At 44.3% G+C, this 3,651-nt stretch carries 3 protein-coding genes, 1 pseudogene and 1 other annotated feature; all 4 genes and pseudogenes read right to left on the bottom strand.

All coding sequences use genetic code 11. The features are described from left to right. Nucleotides 1–22: 22 nt before the first annotated feature. Nucleotides 23–1,027, bottom strand: coding sequence for an anthranilate phosphoribosyltransferase (trpD, locus tag SORDD24_RS00150; protein WP_061406506.1), 1,005 nt, complete (start codon nucleotides 1,025–1,027; stop codon nucleotides 23–25). Nucleotides 1,028–1,037: 10 nt separating this feature from the next. After that, entirely contained in the window at nucleotides 1,038–1,604 is a 567-nt protein-coding gene (locus SORDD24_RS00145; protein WP_061406504.1) for an aminodeoxychorismate/anthranilate synthase component II, read from the bottom strand. After that, complete coding sequence (gene trpE / locus SORDD24_RS00140) at nucleotides 1,601–2,962, bottom strand: anthranilate synthase component I (protein WP_061406502.1); 1,362 nt, start codon at nucleotides 2,960–2,962, stop codon at nucleotides 1,601–1,603. Before trpE ends, SORDD24_RS00145 begins: the two co-directional genes overlap by 4 nt. Nucleotides 2,963–3,033: 71 nt before the next feature. Then, nucleotides 3,034–3,265, bottom strand: a binding site (T-box leader). Then, nucleotides 3,256–3,651: pseudogene (locus SORDD24_RS11420) on the bottom strand (tryptophan synthase subunit beta); the annotation flags it as partial. (Overlaps the previous feature by 10 nt.)

Genomic DNA, 3,651 nt, shown 5'->3' with positions numbered 1-3,651 from the left:
ATTCGTGCTAAAAATTCCTGACTCATTTTTGGTACTCCTGTAACAGTCTAAGTTTTTCAAGGGCCTTGCCACTAGCAATCACTTGACGGGCCAAGGCAACTCCTTCCTTGATACTAGCTACCTTACCATTAGCATAGAAACCAAGACCAGCATTCAAGACTGTCGTTTCCAAGAATGGACTTGGTTCGTTTTGAAGAACGCTAAGCAAAATCTCTGCATTTTCCTGAGCGTTTCCTCCTCGAATATCTTCGATAGCATAGCCTTCCATCCCCAAATCCTCTGGAGTGAAGCTTGACAAGGTGATTTCGCCATTTTCAAGAAGAGCAATATTGGTTGTTCCGTTCAAGCCAGCTTCATCAAGCCCTTCTGGTCCAGCAACCACGATGGCACGTTTGCGACCCATATTTTTCAACACCTGAGCTGTACTTTCTAGAAGTTCTGGACGACTAATACCAAGCAACTGTGTTTCCAAGGCCATTGGATGAATCAGTGGACCAGTCAAGTTCATAATCGTTGGAATTCCCAACTCCAAACGAGCTGGCATGATGTATTTCATTGCTGGGTGCATATTTTTAGCGAAGAGAAAGACGATGCCAGTTTTATCGAAAACCTTACCTAGTTCAGCTGGTTTGAGGTCAAGATTGATGCCCAAGGCTTGAAGGACATCTGCCGAACCCGATTTAGAAGAAATCGAGCGGTTACCGTGTTTTGCCATATGAATGCCGCCACCAGCCAAGACAAAGGCTGCAGTTGTCGAAATGTTAAAGCTGAAGGACTTGTCTCCACCAGTACCACAGTTGTCCATAGCATCATGGATTTCAGTTGGAATGTGTTGGGCATGCCCTCTCATGACTTGGGCAATGGCTGTGCGCTCTTCTGGTGTTTCTCCCTTCATCTTAAGTGCCAAGAGGAGAGAAGCAATCTGCGCTTCTGTTACGCGTCCAGTCACGATACGCTCGATGACATCCGTCATTTCCACACCTGATAAATTTTCAAATTTTGCTAATTTCTCAATAATCTCTTTCATCCTAGTTTCCTCACTTTACAACCTTCTCGATAAAATTCCGAATAGAAGACAAGCCATCTGGCGTTCCGATACTTTCTGGATGGTACTGGAAACCATAAATCGGCAGGCTTTTGTGTTGAATTCCCATAATGGCTTGGTCATCAGTAGAACGAGCTGTCACTTCAAAGTCTTCTGGCATTTCTTCAATCAAAATACTGTGATAACGCATGACTGGACGACCATCCTCAATATCTTGGTAGAGAACAGAAGGCACTTCAAAGCTGATATAGCTCTGTTTCCCATGCATGACTTTTGGAGCCAAGCCTAGCTTACCACCAAAGACTTCTGCAATGGCTTGGTGTCCCAAACAAATCCCTAGAATCGGCTTCTTGCCAGCAAAATCACGAATCATGTCTTCCATCTTTCCAGCATCAACTGGCCAACCTGGACCAGGAGAAAAAACCAGACCATCTGCTTTTTCAGCTTCTTCATAAAGCTTGGGATCATCATTTCTCAAAACCTGCACCTCTGCAAAATTCCCAATGTATTGGGCCAAGTTATAGGTAAAAGAATCATAGTTGTCAATCAATAAAATCACGGTCTTAATTCTCCAATTCTAGTCATAGATTTTGCTTTGTTAATGGTTTCTTGGTATTCGTTTTGGGCAATAGAGTCGTAGACAATCCCTGCCCCAGCCTGCACATAGGCTGTTTGATTTTTGAGAATCATAGTTCGGATGGCAATGGCCAAATCCATATCACCCGTCGCAGACAAGTAGCCGATTGCTCCTGCATATACGCCACGTTTTTCTGTTTCCAGCTCATAGATGCGTCTCATGGCCCGAATCTTAGGTGCTCCTGAAACTGTTCCAGCTGGAAGTGTAGCTTTCAAGGCATCCATGGCAGTGAGTTCGGGAAGCAAACGCCCTTTCACAACACTGGTCAAATGCATAACATAGCGGAAAAACTCCACTTCCATATACTTGGTAACTTGGACACTGGATGTTTCAGAGATACGGCCAATATCGTTACGACCCAAGTCCACCAACATCCGATGTTCTGCTGTTTCCTTCTCATCAGAAAGTAGGTCTGTCGCCAAGGCCTTGTCTTCTTCATCCGTTGCTCCTCTTGGTCGCGTACCGGCAATCGGATTGGTTGTCACGATGCCATTTTTGACAGAAACCAAACTTTCTGGACTGGCACCGATGATTTGATAATCCCCAAAATCATAGAAATAGAGGTAATTAGAAGGATTGGTCACGCGGAGATTTCTGTAGAAGTCAAATGGATTCCCAGTAACTTCTGCTGAGAAACGCTGGCTGAGCACGCATTGGAACATATCGCCATTACGAATCAAGTCGCGAGCGGTTTCCACCATTTGCTCAAACTTCTGAGGAGCGATATGGGGTTTGAAGTCTAACGGAGATAGATCCAAGTCTTCAAATTCATTTGAAGCAGGAATTCGTAATTCCTCCAGCACTTGCTTCAAGGCTCCTTCCAAGGCCTCTTCACTACGCTCACTATAGAAAGCATCCTCGATGACATGGATTTTTTCCTTCTTGTGGTCAAAGACCATGTAGCTCTCATAGACAAAGAAATGCATGTCCGGCGTTCCAATTGTATCTTGAGGGATTTGTCCAATTTCTTCATAAAGAGAAATCATATCGTAACCGACAAAGCCAATAGCTCCCCCACCAAAAGGTAGGTCTGAATGGTGCTGGCTCTTATGAGTCACTTCATAAAGGAAATCCAAGGGATCACGATCAATCACTTGTCCATTTTGATAAAGGACTCCATTTTCAAACTGAATCTCAAAAACTGGATTATAAGCTAGGATAGAAAAACGAGCGGTTTCCTTGTCTCTCGGAATACTTTCTAAGATCACCTTGTGTTGTCCTTTTAAGCGCATATAAGCCAAGATTGGTGATAAGACATCTCCATGAATGATTCGTTCCATTGTAATTTCCCTTTCAGTTCTACTTCTAGTCCGTGGTGACTGTATGAAAAATCCCCACGCAAAATAACTTGCGTGAGGACGAAATTCGCGGTGCCACCTCAATTATAGGATTTCTCCTATCTCTCATCCCTGTCTCAGATAGCTCCTGTAACAGGTTGTGCGGTAAAGGGCACTCCCTTGAGAATTATGTTTTCTTCTCTCGTGTCAGATGGACCCAACCTTACAGCTTTCTCTACTTGTTTCCAGCAACCACAAGCTCTCTGTGAGAGAAAGGACTGTAATTTTTCCATCTATTATTTTTTAGCTTCTAGGTAGTCTGCAATCGCAGCTACGTCCTTGTCTCCACGACCAGAGACATTGATGATGATAATGTCATCTTTACTTAGTTTCGGTGCACGTTTAACTGCTTCTGCGATAGCGTGCGAACTTTCAATCGCTGGGATAATTCCTTCAGTCTTGCTGAGAAGGAGCAGGGCTTGAACAGCTTCTTCATCCGTCGCAGCCACATATTCCACGCGACCTGAGTCTTTGAAGTAGGCGTGTTCTGGGCCAACCCCTGGATAGTCCAATCCTGCTGAAATAGAGTATACTGGAGCAAGTTCCCCATCTTCCTTAAAGACTGCATAGGTCTTCATCCCATCAACAATTCCTACGCTACCCTTGGTCATAGTGGCTGCATGCTTGTCTGT

The sequence above is a fragment of the Streptococcus oralis genome (assembly GCF_001579175.1).
GTDB lineage: Bacteria > Bacillota > Bacilli > Lactobacillales > Streptococcaceae > Streptococcus > Streptococcus oralis_O.
The sequence above is the reverse complement of the archived record's forward strand: the minus strand, read 5'-3'. Positions and strand labels throughout refer to the sequence as shown.

What these genes read in the sequence shown, in the direction of transcription:
- trpD (WP_061406506.1), bottom strand. Translation starts at nt 1,027, where the DNA reads ATGAAAGAGATTATTGAGAAATTAGCAAAATTTGAAAATTTATCAGGT.
- trpE (WP_061406502.1), bottom strand. Translation starts at nt 2,962, where the DNA reads ATGGAACGAATCATTCATGGAGATGTCTTATCACCAATCTTGGCTTAT.